This is a genomic window from Streptomyces sp. NPDC102360 (genome assembly GCF_044766085.1).
In the GTDB taxonomy this organism is placed as follows: Bacteria; Actinomycetota; Actinomycetes; order Streptomycetales; family Streptomycetaceae; genus Streptomyces.
Window position 1 is genome coordinate 987,908 of record NZ_JBIWLG010000002.1, and the last position, 24,991, is coordinate 1,012,898.

General features: G+C 69.7%; 20 protein-coding genes and 1 riboswitch. Of the genes, 7 read left to right on the plus strand and 13 right to left on the minus strand.

Going from position 1 to position 24,991, the window contains the following annotated elements; all coding sequences use genetic code 11:
- Positions 1-3 precede the first annotated feature (3 nt).
- A riboswitch (cyclic di-AMP (ydaO/yuaA leader) is annotated at positions 4-166 on the minus strand.
- A gap of 240 nt (positions 167-406) precedes the next feature.
- Both ACIRHA_RS13815 and ACIRHA_RS13820 read right to left on the minus strand, forming a co-directional pair.
- Positions 407-1,774: a M16 family metallopeptidase gene (locus ACIRHA_RS13815; protein WP_403844498.1), complete on the minus strand. Its 1,368-nt coding sequence runs from the start codon at positions 1,772-1,774 to the stop codon at positions 407-409.
- A 17-nt stretch (positions 1,775-1,791) separates the two neighbouring features.
- Complete coding sequence (locus tag ACIRHA_RS13820; RefSeq protein ID WP_403844500.1) at positions 1,792-3,153, minus strand: M16 family metallopeptidase; 1,362 nt, start codon at positions 3,151-3,153, stop codon at positions 1,792-1,794.
- Positions 3,154-3,447: 294 nt separating this feature from the next.
- Here ACIRHA_RS13820 and ACIRHA_RS13825 point away from each other — a divergent pair, with 294 nt between their 5' ends.
- Positions 3,448-5,904 (plus strand): DNA topoisomerase (ATP-hydrolyzing) subunit A, encoded by a 2,457-nt coding sequence (locus ACIRHA_RS13825; protein WP_403844196.1) that lies wholly within the window; start codon positions 3,448-3,450, stop codon positions 5,902-5,904.
- Here ACIRHA_RS13825 and ACIRHA_RS13830 read toward each other — a convergent pair.
- A complete protein-coding gene (locus tag ACIRHA_RS13830; protein WP_403844198.1) occupies positions 5,901-7,013 on the minus strand; it encodes a CobW family GTP-binding protein in 1,113 nt (370 codons plus the stop codon). The genes ACIRHA_RS13825 and ACIRHA_RS13830 overlap by 4 nt on opposite strands.
- A 343-nt stretch (positions 7,014-7,356) precedes the next feature.
- Between ACIRHA_RS13830 and ACIRHA_RS13835 the strand changes: the two genes are divergently transcribed.
- Both ACIRHA_RS13835 and ACIRHA_RS13840 read left to right on the plus strand, forming a co-directional pair.
- Positions 7,357-7,887 (plus strand): DUF6082 family protein, encoded by a 531-nt coding sequence (locus ACIRHA_RS13835; protein WP_403844201.1) that lies wholly within the window; start codon positions 7,357-7,359, stop codon positions 7,885-7,887.
- Between the two features lie 129 nt (positions 7,888-8,016).
- Positions 8,017-8,253, plus strand: a complete 237-nt coding sequence (locus tag ACIRHA_RS13840; protein ID WP_403844203.1) for a hypothetical protein — start codon at positions 8,017-8,019, stop codon at positions 8,251-8,253.
- A gap of 74 nt (positions 8,254-8,327) precedes the next feature.
- On the opposite strand, the gene ACIRHA_RS13845 is transcribed toward ACIRHA_RS13840, so the two are convergent.
- The gene (locus ACIRHA_RS13845; protein ID WP_403844206.1) at positions 8,328-9,497 is read right to left on the minus strand and encodes a citrate synthase/methylcitrate synthase; all 1,170 of its coding nucleotides are present in this window, start codon (positions 9,495-9,497) and stop codon (positions 8,328-8,330) included.
- A 97-nt stretch (positions 9,498-9,594) separates the two neighbouring features.
- Between ACIRHA_RS13845 and ACIRHA_RS13850 the strand changes: the two genes are divergently transcribed.
- The 3 genes from ACIRHA_RS13850 (at position 9,595) to ACIRHA_RS13860 (ending at position 13,298) form a co-directional block, all read left to right on the plus strand.
- Positions 9,595-10,863, plus strand: coding sequence for a citrate synthase family protein (locus tag ACIRHA_RS13850; protein ID WP_403844208.1), 1,269 nt, complete (start codon positions 9,595-9,597; stop codon positions 10,861-10,863).
- A gap of 117 nt (positions 10,864-10,980) precedes the next feature.
- Positions 10,981-12,624 carry an ATP-binding protein gene (locus ACIRHA_RS13855; RefSeq protein ID WP_403844211.1) on the plus strand — a complete coding sequence of 548 codons (1,644 nt, stop codon included), beginning with the start codon at positions 10,981-10,983 and terminating at the stop codon, positions 12,622-12,624.
- Positions 12,621-13,298, plus strand: coding sequence for a response regulator (locus ACIRHA_RS13860; protein ID WP_403844214.1), 678 nt, complete (start codon positions 12,621-12,623; stop codon positions 13,296-13,298). The genes ACIRHA_RS13855 and ACIRHA_RS13860 overlap by 4 nt, the downstream gene beginning before the upstream one ends.
- A gap of 30 nt (positions 13,299-13,328) precedes the next feature.
- Here the strand turns inward: ACIRHA_RS13860 and ACIRHA_RS13865 are convergent, their stop codons facing one another.
- From ACIRHA_RS13865 to ACIRHA_RS13890, 6 genes are all read right to left on the minus strand, one after another.
- On the minus strand, positions 13,329-14,939 hold the full coding sequence (locus ACIRHA_RS13865; RefSeq protein WP_403844216.1) for a cation acetate symporter: 1,611 nt from the start codon (positions 14,937-14,939) through the stop codon (positions 13,329-13,331).
- Complete coding sequence (locus ACIRHA_RS13870) at positions 14,936-15,469, minus strand: DUF485 domain-containing protein (protein ID WP_403844218.1); 534 nt, start codon at positions 15,467-15,469, stop codon at positions 14,936-14,938. Before ACIRHA_RS13870 ends, ACIRHA_RS13865 begins: the two co-directional genes overlap by 4 nt.
- Before the next feature lie 93 nt (positions 15,470-15,562).
- Positions 15,563-16,270 carry a response regulator gene (locus tag ACIRHA_RS13875; protein ID WP_403844221.1) on the minus strand — a complete coding sequence of 236 codons (708 nt, stop codon included), beginning with the start codon at positions 16,268-16,270 and terminating at the stop codon, positions 15,563-15,565.
- The gene (locus ACIRHA_RS13880; protein WP_403844503.1) at positions 16,267-17,349 is read right to left on the minus strand and encodes a sensor histidine kinase; all 1,083 of its coding nucleotides are present in this window, start codon (positions 17,347-17,349) and stop codon (positions 16,267-16,269) included. The genes ACIRHA_RS13875 and ACIRHA_RS13880 overlap by 4 nt, the downstream gene beginning before the upstream one ends.
- Positions 17,350-17,420: 71 nt before the next feature.
- Complete coding sequence (locus ACIRHA_RS13885; RefSeq protein ID WP_403844223.1) at positions 17,421-17,927, minus strand: DUF1453 domain-containing protein; 507 nt, start codon at positions 17,925-17,927, stop codon at positions 17,421-17,423.
- Positions 17,928-18,113: 186 nt separating this feature from the next.
- The gene (locus ACIRHA_RS13890) at positions 18,114-20,237 is read right to left on the minus strand and encodes a type IIA DNA topoisomerase subunit B (RefSeq protein WP_403844226.1); all 2,124 of its coding nucleotides are present in this window, start codon (positions 20,235-20,237) and stop codon (positions 18,114-18,116) included.
- A 440-nt stretch (positions 20,238-20,677) separates the two neighbouring features.
- Here ACIRHA_RS13890 and ACIRHA_RS13895 point away from each other — a divergent pair, with 440 nt between their 5' ends.
- A complete protein-coding gene (locus tag ACIRHA_RS13895; RefSeq protein WP_266714963.1) occupies positions 20,678-20,908 on the plus strand; it encodes a hypothetical protein in 231 nt (76 codons plus the stop codon).
- A gap of 102 nt (positions 20,909-21,010) precedes the next feature.
- On the opposite strand, the gene ACIRHA_RS13900 is transcribed toward ACIRHA_RS13895, so the two are convergent.
- The 3 genes from ACIRHA_RS13900 to ACIRHA_RS13910 form a co-directional block, all read right to left on the minus strand.
- Positions 21,011-21,844, minus strand: a complete 834-nt coding sequence (locus tag ACIRHA_RS13900; RefSeq protein WP_403844229.1) for a S1 family peptidase — start codon at positions 21,842-21,844, stop codon at positions 21,011-21,013.
- Between the two features lie 160 nt (positions 21,845-22,004).
- Positions 22,005-23,561, minus strand: a complete 1,557-nt coding sequence (locus tag ACIRHA_RS13905) for an RNA polymerase sigma factor (protein ID WP_403844232.1) — start codon at positions 23,559-23,561, stop codon at positions 22,005-22,007.
- Positions 23,562-24,010: 449 nt separating this feature from the next.
- Positions 24,011-24,895 (minus strand): FadR/GntR family transcriptional regulator, encoded by an 885-nt coding sequence (locus ACIRHA_RS13910; protein ID WP_403844234.1) that lies wholly within the window; start codon positions 24,893-24,895, stop codon positions 24,011-24,013.
- Positions 24,896-24,991 lie beyond the last annotated feature (96 nt).

Here is a 24,991-nt window from a genome sequence, read left to right on the forward strand (position 1 = left end):
GGTCCTTTCCTTCCTTCTCGCCTACCGGGTTAGCTGACGGGTTCGGAGCAGGAAGGTCTCCTACAGACTCCCTCCCCTACGGGAAGAGCGCCCGATTCACCCCAGGGACTTCGGTGGGTCCCCGGCTCCCCTGGCTCGCACCATGGGGACTCGGCGATGACTGTCCGGTGTCGCGGGCGCGACGTACGTCTGGCGAACAGCCGGACCGAACGCTAAGCGGGGCGTCTTTGAATCAACAAACAGAACCCGCCTTTTGTAGCGCACGCCACAGGGCAGACAGGCAACCTCTACGCCAATACGGACATTTGGGAACGTGTGGTGATTATGGATGATCGTGACCGACGCCACGAAGCCCCGGCGGCCAGTGACGGCGCCGGGGCTTCGTGGGGTGCCGCGGGAGACGAGCTCAGCCGGCGACCACAGTGACTTCGCCAATACCGAGCGCCTTCACCGGCTCCTCGATCTGCGCGGCGTCGCCCACCAGGATCGTGACCAGACGGTCCGCGGGGAACGCGCTCACGACGGCGGCCGTGGCCTCCACGGTGCCCGTAGCGGCCAACTGCCGGTACACCTGCGCCTGGAAGTCGTCCGGCAGGTGCTGCTCGACCTGGTCGGCGAGGGTGCTCGCGACGGCCCCCGCGGTCTCGAACTTCAGCGGGGCGACACCCACCAAGTTCTGTACGGCGGTGTCCCGTTCGGCATCCGTGAGCCCCTCGGCCGCCAGCGTGCGCAGGACCTTCCACAGGTCGTCGAGCGCGGGCCCGGTGTTCGGCGTGTCCACCGAGCCGCTGATGGCGAGCATCGCGGCGCCGCTGCCGTCGGGCGCGGAGCGCAGCACCTGGGCGAAGGACCGCACACCGTAGGTGTAGCCCTTCTCCTCGCGCAGGACGCGGTCCAGGCGCGACGTGAGGGTGCCGCCCAGGCAGTACGTGCCGAGGACCTGCGCGGCCCACACACGGTCGTGCTTGTCCGGTCCGACCCGGCCCATGAGCAACTGCGTCTGCACGGCGCCCGGGCGGTCCACGATGATCACGCGACCGGTGTCGTCGGCGACGACCGGCGGCACGGGGCGCGGCTCGGCGGTGTCACCCGTCCAGGCGCCGAGCGTGTCGGCGAGGAGGGCGTCCAGGTCGATGCCCGTCAGGTCGCCCACGACGACGGCCGTCGCGGTGGCGGGGCGTACGTGCCGGTCGTAGAAGGCGCGCACTGCCGCGGCGTCGATGGCCGAGACGGTCTCCTCGGTGCCCTGGCGCGGGCGCGACACGCGCGCGTCGGCCGGGAAGAGCTGCCTGGAGAGCTCCTTGGCGGCGCGCCGGGCCGGGTTGGCGCTCTCGTGCGGGATCTCGTCCAGGCGATTGCGGACGAGGCGCTCGATCTCGCTGTCGGTGAAGGCGGGGGCCCGCAGGGCGTCGGCCAGGAGGGCGAGCCCCTTGGACAGGCGGGAGGCCGGCACTTCGAGGGAGGCACGGACGCCGGGGTGGTCGGCGTGCGCGTCCATCGTGGCGCCGCAGCGCTCCAGCTCGGCGGCGAACTCCTCGGCGGAGTGCTTGTCGGTGCCTTCGTTGAAGGCCCGCGCCATGATCGTCGCGACGCCGTCGAGGCCCTTCGGTTCGGCGTCCAGCGGCGCGTCCAGGTGCACCTCCACGGCGATGACCTGCTGGCCGGGCCGGTGGCAGCGCAGCACCGTCAGTCCGTTGGGGAGCGCGCCGCGCTCCGGGGCCGGGAACGCCCAGGGCTTGGGCTCGCCCGCCTGCGGCCGGGGATGGAAGTCCATGTTCGCGAGCTGCTCGGTCACTGGCCCGCCTCCTCAGCGTTCTCGGCGTTCTCGGCGTTCTCGGCGTTCTCGGTGTCGGCGGGCGCGGTCGGCTCGTACACGAGGGACGCGCGGTTGTCGGGGCGCAGCCGCGCCTTGGCGATCTCCTGGACGTCCTCGGCGGTCACGTCCAGGACGCGCCCCACGGCGGTCAGGGCGAGCTGCGGGTCGCCGAACAGGACGGCGTAGCGGCACAGCTCGTCCGCGCGCCCCGCGACCGTGCCCAGGCGGTCCAGCCACTCGCGCTCCAACTGGGCCTGGGCGCGCTCCATTTCCTCGGGACTCGGGCCCTCTTCGGCGAACCGGGCGAGCTCCTCGTCGACGGCGGCCTCGATGACCGGCACCTCGACGTCTCCGGAGGTCTTCACGTCCAGCCAGCCCAGGGAGGGCGCTCCGGCGAGGCGCAGCAGACCGAAACCGGCCGCCACGGCGGTGCGGTCACGGCGTACGAGCCGGTTGTACAGCCGCGAGGACTCGCCGCCACCCAGAACGGTGAGGGCGAGGTCGGCGGCGTCGCACGCGCGCGTGCCGTCCTGCGGGAGCCGGTACGCCGACATCAGGGCGCGTGCCGGGACCTCCTCCTCGACGACCTCGCGCTGCTGCTCGCCGATGACCTCCGGGAGCGCGCCGTCGCGCGGGGCAGGCTTGCCGTCGTGGCCCGGGATGGAGCCGAAGTACCGCTCGACCCAGGCCAGCGTCCGCTCGGGGTCGATGTCGCCGACGATCGACAGCACCGCGTTGTTGGGCGCGTAGTAGGTGCGGAAGAAGTTCCGCGCGTCTTCAAGGGTGGCCGCGTCCAGGTCGGCCATGGAGCCGATGGGCGTGTGGTGGTAGGGGTGCCCCTCGGGGTACATGAGGGCGGTCAGCTTCTCGAACGCGGTGCCGTAGGGCACGTTGTCGTAGCGCTGGCGCCGCTCGTTCTTCACTACGTCCCGCTGGTTCTCCATCGACTCGTCGTCAAGGGCCGTCAGGAGCGAGCCCATGCGGTCGGCCTCCAGCCACAGCGCGAGCTCCAGCTGGTGGGCGGGCATGGTCTCGAAGTAGTTGGTGCGCTCGAAGCTCGTCGTACCGTTGAGCGAGCCGCCCGCGCCCTGGACGAACTCGAAGTGCCCGTTGCCGTGCACCTGCTTCGAGCCCTGGAACATCAGGTGCTCGAAGAGGTGAGCCAGGCCCGTACGGCCCTTGACCTCGTGGCGCGAGCCGACGTCGTACCAGAGGCAGACCGCCGCGACCGGGGTCAGATGATCCTCGGAGAGCACCACACGCAGGCCATTGGCCAGCCGGTGCTCGGTCGCTGTCAGGCCGCCGGAGCCGGCCTCGGCGGTGGCCGTGTGACCCATGGGCATGTACGTCCCTTCGATCGCGGTGCAACGCGAATACGCGGTGAGCTCTGGACTGCGGCAAGTCCTGGAACACTGAACTGCTGCAAGTGCTGCCACTGTATGCAAGCGTGCTGGCACCTGGCGAAGTTCCCGCCGGGGCTACGCCGTGAGCGAGCAGACGGCCCTCTCGGGGCCGCGCGACACCCGGTACTGAAGGGCCGCGAGCGGCGTTGTCAGTGCGGCGGTCCACAATGGTCCGCGACAGTTCCCGTTCATGTAACCGTTCTTGTAGGTGAAGGAGCCGCAGCCGCGATGGCCCGCCGCAGCACGAAGACCCCGCCGCCCGACGACTTCGAGGAGAAGATCCTCGACGTCGACGTGGTCGACGAAATGCAGGGCTCCTACCTGGAGTACGCGTACTCGGTCATCTACTCACGCGCCCTGCCCGACGCCCGGGACGGGATGAAGCCCGTCCACCGTCGGATCGTCTACCAGATGAACGAGATGGGCCTGCGCCCCGAGCGCGGCTACGTGAAGTGCGCCCGCGTCGTCGGCGAGGTCATGGGTAAGTTGCACCCCCATGGCGACTCGTCGATCTACGACGCACTGGTGCGCCTCGCCCAGCCGTTCTCCATGCGCGTCCCGCTGGTGGACGGGCACGGGAACTTCGGCTCCCTGGGCAATGACGACCGCCCGGCCGCCATGCGGTACACGGAGTGCCGTCCGGACGCCGCCGCGAGCCTGATGACGGAGTCGATCGACGAGAACACGGTCGACTTCATCTCGAACTACGACGGCCAGGAGCAGGAGCCGCTCGTCCTCCCGGCCGCGTACCCGAACCTGCTGGTGAACGGCGCGTCGGGCATCGCGGTCGGCATGGCGACGAACATGGCGCCGCACAACCTGGGTGAAGTGATCGCCGCCGCGCGGCACTTGATCCGGCACCCGGGCGCCGACCTCGACACACTCATGAAGTTCGTTCCCGGGCCCGACCTGCCGACGGGCGGCCGGATCGTCGGCCTGTCCGGCATCAGGGACGCGTACGAGACCGGCCGCGGCACGTTCAAGATCCGCTCGACGGTCTCCGTGGAGAACGTGACGGCGCGCCGCAAGGGCCTCGTCGTCACCGAGCTGCCCTTCGCGGTCGGCCCCGAGAAGGTCATCACGAAGATCAAGGAACTGGTCGGTTCCAAGAAGCTCCAGGGCATCGCCGACGTGAAGGACCTCACGGACCGCGAGCACGGCCTGCGCCTGGTCATCGAGATCAAGAACGGCTTCGTGCCGGAGGCCGTCCTGGAGCAGCTCTTCAAGCTGACGGCCATGGAGGAATCCTTCGGCATCAACAACGTGGCGCTGGTGGACGGCCAGCCGCTCACCCTCGGCCTCAAGGAACTCCTCGAGGTCTACCTGGACCACCGCTTCGACGTGGTGCGCCGCCGCAGCGAGTTCCGCCGCAGCAAGAAGCAGGACCGGCTCCACCTGGTGGAGGGTCTCCTCGTCGCCCTGGTGGACATCGACGAGGTCATCCGCATCATCCGGGACAGCGACAACAGCGCGCAGGCCAAGGAACGCCTGATCGAGCGCTTCTCGCTGAGCGAGATCCAGACGCAGTACATCCTGGACACGCCGCTGCGCCGCCTCACCAAGTTCGACCGCATCGAGCTGGACGCGGAGCGCGACAAGCTCAACGGCGAGATCGACGAGCTGACCGGCATCCTCGAGTCCGACTCCGAGCTGCGCAAGCTGGTCTCTTCCGAACTGGCCGCCGTGGCGAAGAAGTTCGGTGACGACCGGCGCACGGTGCTCCTGGAGTCGGCCGGCGCCCCGGTGTCGGCGGTTCCGCTCCAAGTCGCCGACGACCCGTGCCGCGTGCTGCTCTCCTCGACCGGGCTGCTTGCCCGTACGGCGAACGGCGATCCCTTCACCGAAGGTGAAGGCACCAAGCGTACGAAGCACGACGTGATCGTCTCCTCGATCCCCGCGACGGCTCGCGGCGAGATCGGCGTCGTCACGTCCGAAGGGCGCCTGCTGCGCCTGAACGTGGTCGACCTGCCGCAGCTCCCGGACTCGGCCGCCGCGCCGAACCTCTCCGGAGGCGCCCCGGTCGCCGAGTTCCTCTCCTCCCTGGAGGCGGACGAGACGGTCGTGTGTCTCATGACCCTTGACGAGTCCTCGCCCGGCCTGGCGATCGGCACCGAACAGGGAATCGTGAAACGCGTGGTTCCCGACTATCCGTCCCACAAGGAGGAGCTGGAGGTCATCACCCTCAAGGAGGGTGACCGCATCGTCGGCGCCGCGGAGCTGCGCACCGGTGAGGAAGACCTGGTCTTCATCACGGACGACGCACAGCTGCTGCGCTTCCAGGCCTCCATCGTGCGCCCGCAGGGCCGCGCGGCGGGCGGCATGTCCGGCGTGAAGCTGGCGACGGGCGCGAAGGTCATCTCGTTCACCGCGATCGACCCTGCCGTCGACGCGGTGGTGTTCACCGTGGCCGGATCGCGCGGCACGCTGGACGACTCGGTACAGACGACGGCCAAGCTCACGCCGTTCGACCAGTACCCGAGGAAGGGGCGTGCCACGGGCGGCGTGCGCTGCCAGCGCTTCCTGAAGGGCGAGGACTGCCTGAGCCTGGCCTGGGCCGGCCCGGCACCCGCGCGTGCGGCGCAGAAGAACGGCACGCCGGCCGAGCTGCCCGAGATGGACCCGCGCCGCGACGGTTCGGGCTTGTCCCTGCCGAAGACGGTGGCGGCGACGGCGGGACCGGTCTAGGGCGCGTAGTCCGCGACTTCCTCCGCCTCGCCCTTGTCCTGCACGTAGCGGAGAACGCCCCACATGGCCTGCTCGTCGGCGGCATGTGGGGCGTCGCTCGTGGCGACGCTCTTTGCGGCATCCAGCTGCTTACCGAGGGCGCTCGCGTCGATGCCGGATCCGATCAGTACGAGTTGCGTGAGGCGCTCCTCGCCGCTCGGCCACGGCTCCGGGTAGAACCTCAGAAAGCGCCCCACGGCGTGCACGGCGTACCGGTTGCCCGGGTCGCCCGCACCGAAGTCGACATATCCCTTGATTCGGTAGAGCCCCTCGGGCCGACCGTCGAGGAACGCGATCAGCCGGCGGGGGTCCATGGGCACGTCGGAGCTGAACGCGACGCTGTCGTAGGCGGCGTGCAGATGCCCGTCGTGCGCCGCGTGGTCGTCATGGCCGGCGTGCTCGTCACGCCTGTGCAGATCATCGAAGGACAGTTGCCCGATCCGCTCCTCGGTGGGGCGGCAGTCGAAGAGCAGCGCCGGGTCGATGCGCCCGTACGACGCGGACACCACGGCGGCCCGGCCGGCCGAGGCCCGCACGGCGCCCAGGACCCGCTCACGCTCGTCCGGGCCGACACGGTCACCCTTGTTCACCACGACCAGGTCCGCGATCCCCAGGTGCCGGTCCACTTCAGGGTGCTTCTCGCGGGTGGCGTCGAACTCGGCGGTGTCGACGACCTCGATCAACCCTCCGTACACGATCCGCGGGTTGTCACTGGCCAGCACCATACGTACGAGTTCTTGAGGCTCCGCGATGCCACTCGCCTCGATCACGATGACGTCAATGGCATGCACGTCATTGACGGGCCGAGTCAACTTATCGAGATACACGTCAAGTTCGCTGGCATCCACCGCGCAGCACAGGCAGCCGTTGCCGAGCGCGACCGTCGAGTCGCCCAACTGTCCGGCGACCGCCATCGCGTCGATCTCGATCGACCCGAAGTCATTGACGATCGCCCCGATCCGGGTGCCCCCGCTGCGGTGCAGCAGATGATTGAGCAACGTGGTCTTCCCCGACCCCAGAAAGCCGGCAAGGACGACGACGGGGATCTGCTGCGGGCTGGCCTTGCTCAACTCGACCTCTCTCACACCGACCCGCACGGCGCGGCATGCGCCGCAGCGCACGCCGGTTCAGGGGCCGGCTCTCGTACGAAGAATGAATGCCACCCCAGGATACGAGCGGGTAGAAAGGCCGCGAAGTGAACGATTGCTAACGGCGCCCGCTGGGCACACGTTGGACATGGCGCCGGTTTTCGCGAACTGAGCATCCACCCGTGCGCCTCCTCTCCGCCTCCCGCCGATCAGAGCCGCTCGGCACCCTGGGAGTCGGCAAGCGCGCCGCCCACCGCCGCCGGTCTCCGTCTCCGTCGCCCCGCATCCGACGACCGGCGCACGGTCGCCTGAATCGGGGGTTGACATGACCACACAGAGTCAAGGGATATGCCGGACGGTAGTCGCCGCTGCCGTGGGCGGACTCGCGGGTGGCACCGCGACACATCTGTGGCATCGCTTCGGCCCGGATACGAAGTGGGCCTCGCAGGAGCGCCGCCGGCTGGCCCGCGCACATCAGCAGCGCATGCACTGGGAGTTGCTGAGCAAGGCGATCGATGACCCGGCCCTGGCGGTCGTGATCGACAACTACGGCCTGGATCTCACCCCGCAGAAGCGGCGCCAGTTCATGTACGCCAACCTCTGGTACGTCAACGCCTTCCACAACTACGAGTCCGGCCTGCACGACCAGCGCGAACTGTTCGGCATCCTTCGGGAGCTGTTCCAGAGCCCATACATGCGCGAATACTGGGAGGCCACGCGCCCCCACCGCGCTTCCCTGGACCCCTCGTCCAGCGAGGCAGAGATCGGCCGCATGGCAGAGGCGCTGTTCCACGAGATCGAGGCCGCCGCGGACACGGACGAGTGGTGGGTCGTCGGCGAGCCACCGTTGGACTGACGGGATTCCCCCGAAGCGGTGAAGTTGCGCAATAACTCCCCGTGGTGGGCGGCGAATCGGTATTCTGACGCCTCATTGCGCGCACTAGCGCCGCGACGCCACATCGGCCCGAGAAGAAACCCGGTTCCCTTGAAGATCGAACGCCGCATCGGGGTGCCCCCGAGCGCACGCGGAAGCAGTTCCGGCGCCACCTGCCCCGACGTCTTCGAACTCAGCGATGGGAACTTCGCCGTGATCGGGACCGAGGCCACCGCGGACCTCAGGCACGAACTCCCCTCGGACGCCGGGGTCGCCGACTACGAGCGCATCGTCATCGTGAACCGGGAGACACTCGTGCGCGCCAAGGGAGACATCCCGGACAACTGACGGCCGTCGGCGGCTTCCGCCACGGCCGCGCCTGAGGCCCGGCAGCAGCGTCCGCCGGGCCTTTGTCACACCCCTCACACGACAAGCGGCACCGCCACCGGCGCCCCCACCCCCACATACCGCGCCGCCGGCCGGATGATTTTCGAGTCTTCCGCCTGTTCAAGGATGTTGGCGCTCCAGCCGACGACCCGGGCCGCCGCGAACGTCGGTGTGAACATGGTGCGCGGCAGTCCGCACAGCTCCATGACCACGCCCGCGTAGAACTCCACGTTCGTGTGCAGTTCACGGCCCGGCTTCAGCTCCGCGAGGATCGCCTCCACCTGCCGCTCGACCTGGACCGCGAAATCCACCAGCGGGCCGCCGAACCGCTCCGCGATTCCGCGCAGCATGCGCGAGCGCGGATCCTCCGTACGGTAGACGGGGTGACCGAAGCCCATGATCCGCTCACCCGCGAGCACCCGCTCCCGGATCCAGGAGTCGATGCGGTCCGGTGTACCGATCGCGTCCAGGGTGTCGAGCGCGCGGCTGGGCGCCCCGCCGTGCAGCGGCCCGGACAATGCCCCGACCGCCCCGACCAGAGAGGCCGCGACATCGGCCCCGGTCGACGCGATGACACGGCCCGTGAACGTTGACGCATTGAATCCGTGATCAATGGTTGAGATCAGGTATTGCTCGATGGCTCGCGCATGTGCGGGGTCGGGCTCCGAACCCGTCAACATGTACAGGTAGTTGGCCGCGTACGAGAGATCCTCGCGCGGCTCCACGGGCTCGAGCCCCTCACCGAGCCGGTGCAGTGCGGTGAGCATCGTGGGGACCACGGCCGTGGCCGCCACCGCATCCGCGCGGCGCCGGTCCGGGGCGATGTCGTACACGGGCCGAAGGCCCCGGGAGGCACCGAACAGCGAGAGCGCCGTCCGCAGCCCGGCGAGCGGCCCCGAGACCGCACCGGCCCGGGCGATCGCCGGCAACGCGGCCCGCACGTCCTCCGGCAGCCCACGCTGCCCGGCGGTCTCCTGCGCGAAGGCCGCGGACCGCTCGGCGTCGGGCAATTCCCCGTGGAGCATCAGATGCCACACGTCCTCGAAGCCGCGGGTCTCCGCGAGCTCGACGGCGGAGTACTGGCGGTAGTGGTAAAAGCCCTCACGCCCCCTGACGTCCCCGAGTTCGGTGTCGGTGACGACAACACCGGCGAGCCCGCGCGGTACCTCGACGGCCGTGGCGGCCGTACTCCCGTTGATCGGCATGTTTCCTCCCTGGACTTGATTTGACTGTCCATGCTTGACTCAATAACTGTCAATATTGATTGAATCAATGCAAGGCGATCCGGATACGGTGACGCGCATGAGGGATCAAGAACCTGCACCGATGCAGCAGGCCCGCCGTCTGACCACCAAGGAGACCGCCGAACTGCTCGGCGTGAAGCCCGAGACGGTGTACGCGTACGTGAGCCGCGGGCAGCTCAGCAGCAGACGCGGGGAGAGCACACGCGGCAGCACCTTCGACGCCGCCGAGGTCGAGGCGCTCGCCCGCCGCAACAGGCGGGACACCACCGCTGGTTCGAGCCCCGGCGAGCTGTCGGTGCGCACGCGGATCACCCTCATCGACGACGACCGGTACTTCTTCCGAGGGGTCGACGCGGTACAGCTCGCGGCCCGCCACTCGTACGAGGAGGTCGCGGAGTGGCTGTGGACGGGCACGCTGCGCCCCGGCGCCCGGTTCACCGCCCCCAAGGAATCGTTCTCCGCGGCCCGCAAGGCCATGGCCGCGCTGCCCGAACTCAGCAGCCCCATCGACCGGTTGCGAGTGGCGGCCGTCGCCGCGGCGACGGCGGATCCGCTGCGCTACGACCTGTCCGAGGCCTCCGTGCTCGGCGCCGCCCGGTCCCTCATCCCCACCCTCGCAGCCGCGCTGCCCCTCGTACGGACGACGTACGTGGACGGCGCTCCGATCGCCCAGCGCCTGTGGGGGCGGTTGACCTACAGGGAGCCCGACGAGGCGTCGCTGCGCGTCCTGGACATGGCTCTCGCCCTGTTGGTCGACCACGACTTGGCGGCCTCGACGCTCGCCGTACGCGTCGCCGCGTCCGCGCGGGCGCACACCTACGCCGCTGTCTCGGCGGGCCTGGGCGTCCTGGAGGGACCGCTGCACGGGGCGGCGAGCGGCATCGCCCACCGGATGCTGCTGGACGTCCTCGACCGGGGCAGCGCGGGCTCCGTGGTCGCCGACGAGCTGCGTTCGGGCCGCCGTGTGCCGGGCCTCGGCCACCGCCTTTACCAGGGAGAGGACCCACGCGCACAGGCGTTGTTCGCGGCGCTGGAGGAACTGCCCGAGGCGCGCCCCGCGCTCGCCGCTGCCCGCGACGTCGTGGCGACCAGCGCCCGCCACACGGACCTGCACGCCAATGTGGACCTGGCCCTCGCCGCCTTCACCTCCTCGTTCGGGATGCCGGCGGAAGCAGGCGAGACGATCTTCGCCGTCGCACGCACGGCGGGCTGGATCGCTCATGCCTTGGAGGAGTACGGCGAGCGGCCTCTCCGTATGCGGCCGACGGGACACTACGTAGGCATGCGCCCGCCGCAGCCCCTGCCATCCGCTTCCGCGGCGGAGTGACCGGGCGGGCAAGGTCGGGATCGCCGCTGTGCAGACGTGCTCAGGCCGGAAGCGGCGGGGGAGATCCGCGCCACAAGGTCTTCGACCAGGGCCGACGGGCCCGTACCGTTCTGAGCCATGAGCTCGACTTCCCCTGCCCGCCGCCTGCGCTTCGGCCTCCCCAAACGGGTGTTCGCCCAGGTGCTGCTGATGCAGGTGGCGATCGCCGCGGGAGTGGCGGTGCTGGCGACGGGGCTCTTCCTGGCGCCGCTGAGCGACCAGCTCGACGACCAGGCGATGCGCCGGGCCCTGGCCATCGCGCAGACTACAGCGGCGGAGCCTCGGATCGCCGAGGAACTGCGTTCCTCACGGCCGAGCCCGGACGGTCCCGTGCAGGCCGCGGCGGAGCGGATCCGCCGGGCCAGCGGCGCCGAGTACGTCGTGATTCTGAACCGGGAGGGCGTCCGCTGGTCGCACACCGATCGCGCCCGGATCGGGCACGTCGTGTCGACGGACCCCAGCGCGGCGCTGGCGGGCCGCGCGGTCATGGAGATCGACGACGGGACGCTCGGCCGCTCCGCGCGCGGCAAAGTCCCCCTCAGGGCCCCGGACGGGGCCATCGTGGGCGCCGTCTCGGTCGGCATCGAGTACGACAGCGTCCGCGCGCGGCTCATCCACGCCATCCCGGGCCTGTTCGCGTACGCGGGAGGGGCCCTGGCCGTCGGAGCGCTCGCCGCGTACCTGATCTCGCGGAGGGTCCAGCGGCAGACCCGGGACCTGGCCTTCTCGGACATCTCTGCGCTCCTGGCCGAGCGCGAGGCCATGCTGCACGGCATTCGGGAGGGCGTCGTGGCGCTGGACCGCGGCGGGCGGATACGCCTGCTCAACGACGAGGCGCAGCGGCTGCTCGGAGTGGACGCGAAGGTGATCGGACAGCCGCTGGACGAGGCGCTCGGGGCGGGGCGTACGACGGATGTGCTCGCGGGGCACGTCTCCGGTACCGACCTGCTCACCGTCCGCGGACAGCGCGTCCTGGTCGCGAACCGGATGCCCACCGATGACGGGGGCGCGGTCGCCACACTGCGCGACCGCACCGAGCTGGAGCAGCTGGGCCGCGAACTCGACTCCACACGCGGCCTGATCGACGCCCTGCGCGCGCAGGACCACGAACACGCGAACCGCATGCATACGTTGTTGGGCCTTCTGGAACTGGAGATGTACGAGGAGGCCGTGGACTTCGTCGGCGAGGTGGCGGGGGCGCGCCGGGTGACCGCGGAGCAGATCACCGAGCGGATCGAGGACCCGCTGCTCTCGGCCCTGATGGTGGGCAAGGCGACCGTGGCAGCGGAGCGCGGTGTCGCGTTCGGCATCTCCGGGGACACCTGGCTGCCGGACCGCCTCGTCGACCCGCGCGGCCTCGTCACGATCGTCGGCAACCTGGTGGACAACGCCCTGGACGCGGCCGCCGGTTCGGGGCAGCACGCGCGCGTGGAGGTGGTTCTGCGAGCCGAAGGCCGTAGTGCGGTCCTACGGGTGCGCGATTCGGGGCCGGGCGTCCCCGCCGACCAGCGGGAGACCGTCTTCGTGGAAGGCTGGTCCACCAAGGAGCCACCAGCGCACGGCAAGCGCGGCATCGGGCTCGCCCTGGTGCGCAGATTCGCCGAGCGGCAGGGCGGCGCCGCCGAGGTGACCCGGTCGCCGCTCGGGGGCGCCGAATTCGTCGTCGTCCTGCCGGAGGCCCTCACCGTGGACGTGCCGGACGTGACCGAGGAGGCCCGATGATCGACGTACTGGTCGTGGACGACGACGTCCGCGTGGCCGACGTCAACGCCGCCTACGTGGCGAAGGTTCCCGGCTTCCGTGTCGCGGCGACCGCGCACAACGCGGCGGAGGCACTCGAGCGGATCGAGGAGCTCCATGTCGATCTGGTGCTGCTCGACCACTACCTGCCGGACCGGACGGGCCTGGCGCTCGCCCGGACGATCCGCGAACGCGGCCACCAGATCGACGTGATCATGGTGACCGCGGCGCGCGACGTGGGGACCGTACAGGCCGCGATGCGCCACGGGGCGCTGCAGTACCTGGTCAAGCCGTTCTCGTTCGCGGGTCTGCGGGGCAAGTTGGAGGCGTACGCGACCCTGCGGCGCACCCTCGATGGCGGCGGCGAGGCGGAGCAGGCGGAGGTCGACCAGATCTTCGGCGCGCTCTCCGCCGGGCCCGCGCCCGAGCTGCCCAAGGGGCACTCGACCACCACCGCCGAGCTGGTCCGCCGGGCGATGATGACCGCCGAAGGCCCGCTCTCGGCACAGGAATTGGCCGACGTCACCGGGCTGAGCCGGCAGACCGCCCAGCGCTACCTCAAACTCCTGGAGCGGACCGGGCGGGTACGGCTGAGCCTCAAGTACGGCGACACGGGGCGGCCCGAGCACCGCTACGAGTGGGCCGCCAGCCGCTGACCGCCTCGGCGGCCTCTCCGCAGGGGCGTGTCAGACCGCCCCTGCGCCCGTGAGCGCCCGCACTTCGGTCTCCGCGTGCTTGGCCTCGTCCGGCTCATCGGGAGAGGTCACGGTGCCCAGCCAGCCCGCGAGGAAGCCGAGCGGAATCGAGACGAGCCCGGGGTTCTCCAAGGGGAAGTACTGGAAGTCCACACCGGGGAACAACGACGTGGGGCTCCCGGAGACCACCGGGGACAGCAGTACGAGCACCAGCGCGGGCACCAGGCCGCCGTACACCGACCACACAGCGCCCCGCGTGGTGAAGCCACGCCAGAACAGCGAGTAGAGCAGTACGGGCAGATTGGCCGACGCGGCGACCGCGAACGCGAGCCCGACCAGGAACGCCACGTTCAGGTCCCGCGCGAGCAGCCCGAGGCCGATCGCGAGCACGCCGACACCGGCCGCGGCGATCCGCGCCACCGCGACCTCACTCCACTGCCTGCCGCCGGGCCTTCCGTCGGGGCCGCCTCTACGGAGCGAGGCGTACAGGTCGTGCGCCACGGAGGCCGAGGACGCCAGCGTGATCCCGGCGACGACGGCGAGGATCGTGGCGAAGGCGACCGCGGCCACGATCGCGAACAGCACCGTGCCACCCGTGGAGTCCGCGCCGCCTCCCAGGTCGAGGGCGAGCAGCGGTACCGCCGTGTTCCCCGCGGCATTCGAGCCCCGTACGGCATCGGGGCCCACAAGGGCCGCGGCGCCGAACCCGAGCACGATCGTCATCAGATAGAAGCTGCCGATGAGCCCGATGGACCACACGACCGAGCGGCGCGCGGCCCGCGCGGTCGGCACGGTGTAGAAGCGCGACAGGATGTGCGGAAGGCCCGCTGTGCCGAGCACCAGCGCGAGGCCCAGGCTGATGAAGTCGAAGCGAGCGGTCCAGCTTCCTCCGTACTTCAGACCGGGCACGAGGAAGTCCGAGCCGTGCCCGCTGCGTGCGGCGGCGGTGCGCAGGAGCTGGTCGAAGTCACCGTGGAAGCGCGCCAGTACGAGCACCGTCAGCACGATCGCCCCGCCCATGAGCAGGACGGCCTTCACGATCTGGATCCACGTGGTGGCCCGCATCCCTCCCAGCGACACATAGATGACCATGAGCGCGCCCACGCCGACGACGGTCCAGGCCTGCGCGGCGCCACTCGCCTTCCCCAGCAGCAGCGCGACCAGACTTCCCGCACCCACCATCTGCGCCACCAGATACAGAACGGACACGGTGACCGAGGAAGTTCCCGCGGCGATGCGCACCGGCCGCTCCCGCATCCGGGCCGCGACGACGTCGGCGAGCGTGAACCGGCCGCAGTTGCGCACCAGTTCGGCCACGAGGAAGAGGACCACGAGCCAGGCCACGAGGAAGCCGACCGAGTAGAGCAGCCCGTCGTAGCCGAACAGCGCGATCAGTCCGGAGATACCGAGGAAGGACGCGGCCGACATGTAGTCGCCCGCGATGGCGAATCCGTTCTCCATGGGCGAGAACAGCCGGCCGCCCGCGTAGAACTCCTCCGCCGAACCGTGTCGCTTGCGGCTCGCCCAGGTCGTGATGGCGAGCGTGACCGCCACGAACGCGCTGAACAGGACCAACGCCAGAGTCTGGTGCGCCCCGGTCACAGCCGGCCGCCCTCGCCAAGCGCGGAACCGTCCACGCGCGCGTGCTCGACGATGCCGCGCGTCATTTCCTGTGTGTCCCAGCGCAGTTCGAGCGCCGCGCGATCGCGGCGCAGCCGCGCGTGGCGCGCGTACAGCCACGTCAGCAGGAACGTGCTGGCGAACTGGCCGAGGCCCGCCACCATCGCCACGTTCACGGCGCCCGCGACCGGTTGGGCCATCAGGCCGGGCGCCGTCGTGGCGGCCACGACGTACGCGACGTACCAGGCGAGGAAGAGCGCGACGGCCGGAACGACGAACCGCCGGTAGCGCCTGCGCACTTCCTGGAACGCCGCGCTGCGCTGCACCTCCAGGTAAACCCCTGCCGCGCTCCGCTCGGACGGCGCGGACTGGGCAGGCACGGCGGCCGACATCGCGCCCGGACCGCGCCACTCACCCCAATCCGAGTCCGGCTCGTCGTACCAGGGATCGCCGCTGCCTCTCGTGGCAACGGCCCTGGGCCGCGCGGCCGCGCGCCCGTCGTGCTTGTCCACCGAACTCTCCTTGTCCGCGGCCTACTGCGGCCGCGGACCAAGGATGGACAGACCGGGAAGATCCCGGACGCTCTCCGCAGACCCTTCACCCCATTAGGTGATGGACGTTCCCGGCGGCTTCGCGAGTCCGTGGCGATACGCGTAACGGACGGCCTGGGCACGGTCCTTGAGCCCGGTCTTCGCGAACAGGTTGTTGATGTGGGTCTTCACCGTCGCCGTGGAGACATGCAGCGCCCGGGCGATCTCCTGGTTCGTCAGACCGTCGGCGATCAGCACCAGGACCTCGGCCTCCCGCGAAGTGAGGCCGTCGGGCGGCTCGATGGGATCAGGCACGGTGACCTCGGGCTGCGACAATCTCTCCAGGAGCCGCCGCTGAATCCTCGGCGAGAGACCCGCGTCACCGGACAGCACGTCCTCCACCGCTCTGACGATCTCGTCCCCGTCGGCATCCTTCGTGAGATAGCCGCGCGCTCCCGCCCTGAGCGCCGGGAAGAGCGACTCGTCGTCGGCGTACGTGGTCAGGATGACGACCTGGGTGCCCGGGTACTCCTGCCGGATCCGTCTGGTCGCCTCCGCTCCGTCGCAGCGCGGCATGCGCAGGTCCATCAGGACGACGTCCGGCGACAGTTCGGCCACGAGCGCGACCGCCTCGTCACCGTCTCCCCCGGAGCCGACGACCTCAATCCCGGGCAGCAGCCCGAGCAGCATCACGATGCCTTCGCGCACCACCGTCTGGTCATCGACCACCACCACGCGGGCCGGCGGCCTCCCCGCGCGAGCCCCCGCCTCGGTCCCGCTCATACGGGAACCTTCAACTTGACCATGAAACCCTCCTCGTACGGCCCCACCTCGAGCGTGCCGCCCATCAACTCGGCGCGCTCCTTCATCCCCAACAGACCGTAACCGCCACCACTGACAGTGAGCTCCTCGTGCGGCCGGGACGCTCCCGAGTCCCGTACTTCCAGGGCCACTTCGCCCGGCCAGTACTCCAAGCGGATGTCCGTCCTCGCACCCGGCGCGTGTTTGCGGACGTTCGTCAGCGCCTCCTGCGCGACCCTGCGTACGGTCTGGGACGCCTCGACGGGCAAGGGCCTGCGCCCGCCTTCCACCGTGAGTGTCGCCCCGTCCGATGCCGCGACCAGTTCCCGCAGGAAGTCCTCCAGCGGTGTCATCTCGCCCCGCAGCGCAGACAGGGCCTGCCGGGTCTCGTCGAGCCCGTCGCGGGCCATGCCGCGCGCCGCCACGACACGCTCGAGGATCTGGTCCCGGTCCGCCCCGCGCTCGATGAGGAGCCTGGCCGCCTCCAGATGCACGAGTTGCGCGGAGAGGCTGTGTGCGAGGACGTCGTGGATCTCGCGCGCGATGCGCGACCGCTCGGCGAGCGCCGCCGACTCGGCCTCGGCGGTACGCGCGGCACGCTCCTGCTCCAGAGCCCGCTGCGCGCTCCCCCGCGCCTCGGCGTCCAGGCGCAGCACGTACCCGGAGAGGCAGAGGCCGATGGCGACGACGGCGGTGGTCAGCCAGGCGTCGTTGTTGACCACCGCGAACCCGGTGAGTGCCACCGCGGTGGCGGGCACGCACGCGCCGAGGGGCAGCCGCTCCAGCGCCGAGACCGCGCAGCCGCACCACAGCACGATGGCCGGCCCGACGAATCCGGCCCACTGAGCCAGGACAGCGACCGCCACCAGAAACGCGAGCAGTCCGAGCGAGGGCCACAGTCGGTGGTCGAGGGTGGTGCGGAAAAAGGCCCAGGCTGCCGCCGCGCAAGTGATCAGCAGCACGGGGGCGAGGATCAGTGCCCAGCCGCTGACGTCGCGCTGCGTGACGGCGGTCCACACCAGGACCGCGACCACGACCAGCCGCACCGCGCGGGCAAGCATGAGCCGGGCGCGGGTGACGCCCTCGCGGGAGAGCGCCTCCCGGGAGGGCCATTCCGTCCAGTTTCCGCCGATCACCTACGGTCCTCCCACGCCGGCCGGGCGACAGGGCCAACGTACGCCGAGCGCTCCCGATCGGCCCGCAGCATCAGCAGGCCGGAACGGACCAGGAGTGAGACGGCGAAGCCGAGCATCAGGCCGGAGCTGCCGAGGTGGATGCCCAGCGCCAGACCGATGCCTGCCACGCACGCGCGGGCCGCGACACCACCGAGCCAGGCGCCTGCCGTCGCGACGGTGCCCTTGGTCCACACGTCGCCCCGCTCGTCCGTCCAGACGCGGGTCGTGAACGCCCACCCGACGCCTATGCCCACGCTCACCAGTATCTCGACGGCTAGCAGTACGGCTGAGCCCGTCACATGGTGGGGATCTGTCACCCCACCGTCCTTCACCGCGACGACCGCGAGGATCGCCGGCAGGAGCCACCACTTCCGGTCGCCGGACAGGCGCTCCGTCCTGAACTGGCGCACCAGGACGAGCGCGAGGACGGCGACAATCACCAAGACGGTGGGGAGCCCGGACATGACTGCCTCCGTGGAGCGGTCGGGAGCGAAGTGGTTCAACGCCTTCGACGCTACGGAAACCAGCAGGTCAGGGGATCGGGCCCCGGGTGGATCGCGGGTGGATCATGCGGCTCCACCCGTGGGTGGAGCCGCATGATGTGGACCGCGTGGCAGGGGAGGCGCTCGGCACGTCCCCCGGCCTCGTCGCTACATGTCGATGCGCGACCGGTCGAGGGTCGAGGCGGAGCTGCTGATGAACTCCTTGCGGGGCGCCACGTCATTGCCCATCAGCAGGTCGAAGACGTGCTCCGCCGCCTCCAGCTCACCGATGTTGATCCGGCGCAGCGTGCGGTGGCGCGGGTCCATCGTGGTCTCCGCGAGCTGGTCGGCGTCCATCTCGCCGAGGCCCTTGTACCGCTGGATCGAGTCCTTGTACCGCACTCCCTTGCGCTGGAGCTCGAGCAGCGTCTCGCGCAGCTCTCGGTCCGAGTACGTGTAGATGTACTTGTCCTGGCCCTTCTTCGGCTGGACCAGCTCGATGCGGTGCAGGGGCGGTACGGCGGCGAAGACACGGCCGGCCTCGATCATCGGCCGCATGTAGCGCTGGAACAGCGTCAGCAGCAACGTACGGATGTGCGCGCCGTCGACGTCGGCGTCGACGAGCAGGATGATCTTGCCGTAGCGCGCCGCGTCGATGTCGAAGGTCCGGCCGGACCCAGCTCCTATGACCTGGATGATGGCGCCGCACTCCACGTTCTTCAGCATGTCCGTCACGGACGACTTCTGAACGTTGAGGATCTTGCCGCGGATCGGCAGCAGGGCCTGGAACTCGGAGTTCCGGGCGAGCTTGGCGGTGCCGAGCGCGGAGTCGCCCTCGACGATGAACAGCTCGCTGCGCTCCACGTCGTCGCTGCGGCAGTCCGCGAGCTTGGCAGGGAGGGACGAGGACTCCAGGGCCGTCTTACGGCGCTGCGCGTCCTTGTGCTGTCGCGCGGCGATGCGGGTACGTGCCGCGGCGACGGCCTTCTCCATGACGGCGCGGGCCTGCGACTTGGCATCGCGCTTGGTGGACGACAGGAACGCCTTGAGCTCCTTGGCCACGACATTCGCGACGATCCTGTTGGCCGCCGAGGTGCCGAGGACCTCCTTGGTCTGACCCTCGAACTGCGGCTCGGCCAGACGCACCGTGACGACGGCCGTGAGGCCCTCCAGGGCGTCGTCCTTGACGACGTCGTCCTCTGCCACGCGCAGCACCTTCTGGGCGCGCAGCACCTCGTTCATCGTCTTCGTGAGCGAGCGCTCGAAACCCGCCACATGAGTACCGCCCTTGGGCGTGGCGATGATGTTCACGAACGACTTGATGCTCGTGTCGTACCCGGTGCCCCAGCGCAGCGCGATGTCGACACCGAGCTCTCGCTGGACCTCGGTCGGCGTCATCTGGCCGTGCTCGTCGAGCACGGGGACGGTCTCCTTGAAGGTTCCCTGCCCGGTGAAGCGGAGGACGTCGCAGACCGGCCTGTCCTGCGCCAGGTACTCGCAGAACTCGCTGATGCCGCCGTCGAAACGGAAGGACTCCTCACCCTTGCTGCCGCCCTCGCCGAGACCGAACTCGTCACGGACGACGATGGTCAGCCCCGGCACCAGGAATGCGGTCTGCCGTGCGCGCTGGTGCAGGTCCCCCAGGGAGAGCTTGGCGTCCTTCAGGAAGATCTGGCGATCCGCCCAGTAGCGGACGCGGGTGCCGCGGCGCGCCTTCGGGACCTTCTTGACCTTGCTCAGTCGTGCCGAGGGGTCGAACGACGCGTCGGGTCCGGGCTTGGCGAAGGCGCCAGGGACACCGCGCCGGAAGCTGATGGCGTGCGTGTGCCCGCCCAGGTCAACCTCGACGTCGAGGCGCGCCGACAGCGCGTTCACCACGGAGGCGCCCACGCCGTGCAGACCGCCGGAGGCCGCGTACGCGCCGCCTCCGAACTTGCCGCCCGCATGGAGCTTGGTCATGACGACTTCGACTCCGGAGAGGCCTGTCTTGGGCTCGACGTCCACGGGGATGCCGCGGCCGTTGTCCCGCACCTCTACGGAGGCGTCGTCGTGCAGGATCACCTCGATGCGGTCGCAGTAGCCACCGAGGGCCTCGTCGACGGAGTTGTCGATGATCTCCCAGAGGCAGTGCATCAGGCCGCGACTGTCGGTCGAGCCGATGTACATGCCCGGACGCTTGCGTACGGCTTCGAGCCCCTCAAGGACGAGCAGGTGCCGCGCGGTGTAGTTGGAACCGTCCCGGTCTGCTCCAGTCAGCAGCGCTGTGGACGGCACGGACGTATCGGCGGTCACGCGGTTCGCTCCTCGCTGAATTTCAGATGGGCCCCTCCCGGAGGAAGGGCCGGCGTCGGTCGCCGTTCAGAGGGTACCGAGGCCTGGTAGAGCCTTTGTCACGCCACCCTCACCTCAGCCCAGACTAGTCCAGAGTCGCATGAATGTTCGATCCCTCGATGGAGTGACGCCCACATCACGTTCCCTTCCAGGCATGAACCATTTAGGCTCCGGGCACGTCCTCATGAACAAACCGGCAACCAGCCGGGGGAGGACCGACCTGACAGAACGCGCGAACCCGTAAGACGTTAGAGACGCAATACGGCTCATTCGCCGCCACCCGGCGACAGCCAGCCGGTCTCGGAGAAATTTTTCGAGGAAAAGCCGCGAGCGGGAACGTTTTCGGCCTGGTTGGATGTTGACCCTGGTACGACAGCTCGTCGAGCTAGAGAAGAGGCGACGTGACTACTGTTCTGACCCCCGCGACCCCCCTGACGGCCGCTGACCGCTGTGACCGTTGCGGCGCCCAGGCATATCTGCGCGTCGTTCTGATCAGCGGTGGTGAACTGCTCTTCTGCGCCCACCACGGTCGCAAGTTCGAGCCGGAACTCAAGAAGATCGCCGCTGAGATACAGGACGAGACGGAGCGGCTCACCGCCGATCCGGCAAGCGCCGAGACCGAGGAACGCTGACGCCTCGCACACACGACGAGCCAGCTCCGGCATCAGGCCGGTGATCGGGCGGCTACCCCTGACCCCAGGGGTAGCCGCCCGTCCTCGTGTCCGTACGACGCCTCAGGCGTGCCCCTGGAGGACCCGCAGCGCCTCCGAGGCGCGGGTGTAGACGCCCGGGCTGCCGGCGCGCCCGCACCCGCTCCCCCACGACACGAGACCGATCAGCCGGCCCTTGGCGACCAGCGGCCCGCCGCTGTCCCCCTGGCAGGCGTCCTTGCCGCCGGCGGACTCGCCCGCGCAGAGCATCGACGAGGCTTTGTACGTCCCGTCCGTGCCGCCCGGCGGATACGCCCGCCTGCACTCGGCGTCGGCAAGCACGCGCACCCGCGCGGCATGCAACGTACGCGCGTAGTCGCCCGCCCCCGTCGTGTCGCCCCACCCGTAGACGGACGCGCCGGTGCCGGCCCGGTACGCCGGGTCGCCCTCGCCCGCCATCGGGAGCACGTATCCCTCGGGTAGCCGTGCGTCGAGTGTGAGGACCGCCACATCGCCGGCATTCGTCCGGGCGTCGTACGCCGGATTGATCCGTTCGCTGCGCACGGACACCTCGTCACCGCCGGATGCCTCGAGATCGCCGCGGCCGACGATCACCTTGAGGTCCCGCACCCGATCGCGCGGCACTCCGAGCACGTCCTCACTCAGGCAGTGCGCCGCGGTGAGGACCGTCGACCGTCCGACGACCACTCCCCCGCAGAACTGACCCGCGCGGGCTCCGCCGAACCGGTCACGGCTTGCTAGCGCCACCGTCCAGGGGCTCTTGGCGGCGTCGACCTGGCGGCCTCCTACGACTCCCTCGTCGGCGGTCGCGGGCTGGGGGGAAGCCAACGGCAGTACCGCCGTCGCGGCCAGCATGGCCAGTGGAGCGGTCAGTACTCTCGCGAAAGAGCGACGCATACGGTCTCCTCACTCAGGGTTGCAACGGCCCACCCAGAGTCATTCAGCACGACACGCCGCGCACTGCGAGGATCCGCCCACAATCGCCGACGACGAAGGCCCGGCACATTCCCGCGAACGGGAAGTGCCGGGCCTCCTGAGAGCCGTACAGCGCCTGTGACTAGTCGAGGTAGTCGCGCAGGACCTGCGAGCGCGACGGGTGGCGCAGCTTCGACATCGTCTTGGACTCGATCTGGCGGATGCGCTCACGCGTCACGCCGTAGACCTTGCCGATCTCGTCGAGGGTCTTCGGCTGACCGTCGGTGAGACCGAAGCGCATGGAGACGACGCCCGCCTCACGCTCGGACAGGGTGTCGAGCACGGAGTGCAGCTGCTCCTGGAGGAGCGTGAAGCTGACCGCGTCGGCCGGTACGACGGCCTCGGAGTCCTCGATGAGGTCACCGAACTCGCTGTCGCCGTCCTCGCCCAGCGGGGTGTGCAGGGAGATGGGCTCACGGCCGTACTTCTGGACCTCGATGACCTTCTCGGGGGTCATGTCGAGTTCCTTGGCCAGCTCCTCCGGGGTGGGCTCGCGGCCCAGGTCCTGGAGCATCTGGCGCTGCACGCGCGCGAGCTTGTTGATGACCTCGACCATGTGCACCGGGATACGGATGGTGCGGGCCTGGTCGGCCATGGCGCGGGTGATCGCCTGACGGATCCACCAGGTGGCGTACGTGGAGAACTTGTAGCCCTTGGTGTAGTCGAACTTCTCGACCGCGCGGATGAGACCGAGGTTGCCCTCCTGGATGAGGTCCAGGAAGAGCATGCCGCGGCCGGTGTAGCGCTTGGCCAGGGAGACCACCAGTCGGAGGTTGGCCTCCAGGAGGTGGTTCTTGGCGCGGCGGCCGTCCTCGGCGATGATCTCCAGCTCGCGCTTGAGCTTGGGAGCGAGCTTGTCGGCGTTCGCCAGCTTGTCCTCCGCGAACAGGCCGGCCTCGATGCGCTTGGCGAGCTCGACCTCCTGCTCCGCGTTGAGCAGCGGGACCTTGCCGATCTGCTTCAGGTAGTCCTTGACCGGGTCGGCGGTAGCACCGGCGGCGGCTACCTGCTGGGCCGGCGCGTCATCCTCGTCGTCGTCGGACAGGACGAAGCCCTGCCCCTCCTTCTCCTCGGCAGGCTCGCCCTCGCCGGCCTTGCCGGCAGCGGGGGTAGCCTCCTCGGTCGCCTCGTCCTCAAGAAGGTCATCGTCCTTCTTGGCGGCGGTCTTCTTCGCGGTCGCCTTCTTGGCGACCGTCTTCTTGGCAGCGGCCTTCTTGGCCGGCGCCTTCTTCGCCACAGCCTTCTTGTCCGACTCGGCCTCCTCGTCGACGGCCTCGACGACCGGCGGCTCGGGAGTGGTGGCGGCGGCGACCTTCTTGGCGGTGACCGTCTTGGCCGCGACGGTCTTGGTCGCGGTGCGCTTGACCGGACTCTTGGCTGCGACGCTGCTCTTTCGGGGACGCTTGGGCTCAGCGGCACTGACCATCAGCGTCACACCCTCTTCCTCGAGGATCTGGTTGAGGCTGCGCAGAACGTTCTTCCACTGAGTGGCCGGAATCTGGTCGGCTTCGAAGGCACGGCGCACGTCGTCGCCGGCGATCTGGCCATCAGCCTTTCCCCGCTCAATGAGCGCCATGACAGAGACGGATTCGGCGATCTCCGGCGGGAGCGTACGGGATGTGCTGGCCGACACGAACAACCTCTCGGAACGTTGGAAAACGGCTTCCGGCCCCGTCCTGTGTGGACCGGAGCCGACGACCGCCGGCTTGGGGATGGGCCGACGGCGCGGGCAGGAGCCTGGGAGATGGACAGCGCCACAAGCGGCTGCTGTATTCCCTCCTCGGCTGTCACCTCTTAGGTCATCGCGCTACCCCGAAGAGCGTTACGCCCAATCTGCGTGGTCCGAGTCACACCACGTTATCGGTCAAAGACTGACTGATACGGACAGAACAGGCCATGCGGCTGAACTCGTCCGGGCACGTAACGACCTCGAAGAACGGATCCCCTACAGGAGAACAGGCCTTCCGCCTACGCCTCGAGTCGCCGGATGGCGCCCTCCTACACATGCTCCGCATCCACGTCGCACATGCGGCACCGTCCGGCGACACATGGTTCGCCCTCCCTCGCCCTGCCGCGCCCCTGGTGCGGTCAGTGCTCGCGGGGAGCCGGCACCACGCGCTCCACCTCGGGGTGGACGGTGAGCAGCTGCCGCATGGCCGCTTCGGCGCCCGCGCCATCGCCCGCGGCGAGCGCGTCGACGATGCGCGCGTGGTGCACGACAACCGCCTCGTTCGGACGGTCGCAGCCGATGACCGGCCCGCCGGAGACGTGCAGGGCGGCGGACACGATGCCGGAGAGGTGCTCGAGCATCCTGTTGCCCGCGAGCTGGATGAGCAGCGAGTGGAACTCCGCGTCGGCGCGCGAGAACGTGATCGAGTCTCCCTGACCGAGCGCGTGCCGCATGATCTCCACCATGTCGGCAAGCCGCTGCTGCACGTCCTCCCTGCCGTGCCCCGCGGCGAGCCGCGCGGCGAGCGGCTCGATCGTCCACCGCAGCTCACTCAGCTCGCGCCGCTGGTCGTCGCGCTGCGGTCCGAAGGCGCGCCATTCGATGATGTCCGGGTCTAGCAGGTTCCAGTCACTGACCGGTCGCACGCGCGTGCCGACGTTCGGCCGGGCGCTGACGAGGCCCTTGGCCTCCAATACGCGCAGGGACTCGCGGACGACGGTGCGGGAGACCTCGAATCGCTGGCCGATCTCCTCCGGAACCAGCGGGCGGTCGGCGCCGAGATCGCCGGAGACGATCATCTGCCCGAGCTGCTGGACGAGTTGGCCGTGCAGGCCGCGCCCCCGGCTGCCCCCGGCACGTCGGCCCACCCGGCCGAGATCCGGATCCGGGCTCTCCCATGCAGGGCCGCCGACGCGCCCGGCGGTCGACTCCATGTAGGGGTAGCGGTCGAGTTCGCCCGGTCCTGCGAGGCCGGAGTCGGCGGAGCGGGCGGCGGTCATCATGGTGTGCGCAAGGGTACTCACGGAATCTGTTGTCGGCGCCGCCCCCAACTCCCTTGAGGTCTTTGGTGAAAAGCACACGAAAGGGTGATCTCCCTCCTCGCTGCACTTGACGCCTTA

Excerpts from the sequence above, each read along its gene's own strand:
- ACIRHA_RS13825 (WP_403844196.1), top strand. The coding sequence starts at position 3,448 with ATGGCCCGCCGCAGCACGAAGACCCCGCCGCCCGACGACTTCGAGGAG.
- ACIRHA_RS13900 (WP_403844229.1), bottom strand. The coding sequence starts at position 21,844 with ATGCGTCGCTCTTTCGCGAGAGTACTGACCGCTCCACTGGCCATGCTG.
- ACIRHA_RS13885 (WP_403844223.1), bottom strand. The coding sequence starts at position 17,927 with ATGTCCGGGCTCCCCACCGTCTTGGTGATTGTCGCCGTCCTCGCGCTC.
- ACIRHA_RS13860 (WP_403844214.1), top strand. The coding sequence starts at position 12,621 with ATGATCGACGTACTGGTCGTGGACGACGACGTCCGCGTGGCCGACGTC.
- ACIRHA_RS13855 (WP_403844211.1), top strand. The coding sequence starts at position 10,981 with ATGAGCTCGACTTCCCCTGCCCGCCGCCTGCGCTTCGGCCTCCCCAAA.
- ACIRHA_RS13835 (WP_403844201.1), top strand. The coding sequence starts at position 7,357 with ATGACCACACAGAGTCAAGGGATATGCCGGACGGTAGTCGCCGCTGCC.
- ACIRHA_RS13875 (WP_403844221.1), bottom strand. The coding sequence starts at position 16,270 with ATGAGCGGGACCGAGGCGGGGGCTCGCGCGGGGAGGCCGCCGGCCCGC.
- ACIRHA_RS13880 (WP_403844503.1), bottom strand. The coding sequence starts at position 17,349 with ATGCTTGCCCGCGCGGTGCGGCTGGTCGTGGTCGCGGTCCTGGTGTGG.
- ACIRHA_RS13850 (WP_403844208.1), top strand. The coding sequence starts at position 9,595 with ATGAGGGATCAAGAACCTGCACCGATGCAGCAGGCCCGCCGTCTGACC.
- ACIRHA_RS13820 (WP_403844500.1), bottom strand. The coding sequence starts at position 3,153 with ATGGGTCACACGGCCACCGCCGAGGCCGGCTCCGGCGGCCTGACAGCG.
- ACIRHA_RS13815 (WP_403844498.1), bottom strand. The coding sequence starts at position 1,774 with ATGGACTTCCATCCCCGGCCGCAGGCGGGCGAGCCCAAGCCCTGGGCG.
- ACIRHA_RS13845 (WP_403844206.1), bottom strand. The coding sequence starts at position 9,497 with ATGCCGATCAACGGGAGTACGGCCGCCACGGCCGTCGAGGTACCGCGC.